Source organism: Bradyrhizobium sp. 18BD, from assembly GCF_054185225.1.
The window spans coordinates 1-453 of sequence record NZ_JAVAYL010000222.1 but is presented as its reverse complement, the minus strand read 5'-3'; the positions used below and the strand labels follow the sequence as shown (position 1 = coordinate 453).

Sequence of the window (453 nt, the reverse complement as noted above, 5' to 3'; positions counted from 1 at the left end):
CATGGTCAAGGGTTTCAAGCGGACAGCTATTTGCCGGTACTTACGATTACCTGCCTACTTATACAAAAGGAACTATATGGAATAACAATCCTTCTCTTTCCTACGGGAGTCAGTTGTTTACCTCCGGTCTGCTTCCACAAACATCTGATAGTTATGAAACCGGGTTTGAGGCTAAATTATTTAAAAGCCGATTAACCATCGATGCTACCTATTTTCAAACGAGAGACTATAATAACATAACCAATAATCCTATTTCGAATACCAGCGGGTTTGATAGCCAGCTGCTTAACGGTAATGTTTATCAGCGTAAAGGCTATGAGCTGGTTTTGGGTGCAACGGCGGTAAAAACGCATGATTTGCGCTGGAATATTGGTGTTAATTTAAGTACTTACCATAATTATCTGAAAGAAATATACGGAGGCGCAACTTATTTGAATAACCTGAAAGCGGGAG

At 40.2% G+C, this 453-nt stretch carries 1 protein-coding gene; it reads left to right on the top strand.

Annotation, left to right across the window (positions count from 1 at the left end; all coding sequences use genetic code 11):
* Positions 1-453: hypothetical protein (locus tag RAD16_RS41175; RefSeq protein WP_458163704.1), on the top strand; the 453-nt coding region annotated here is incomplete at both ends.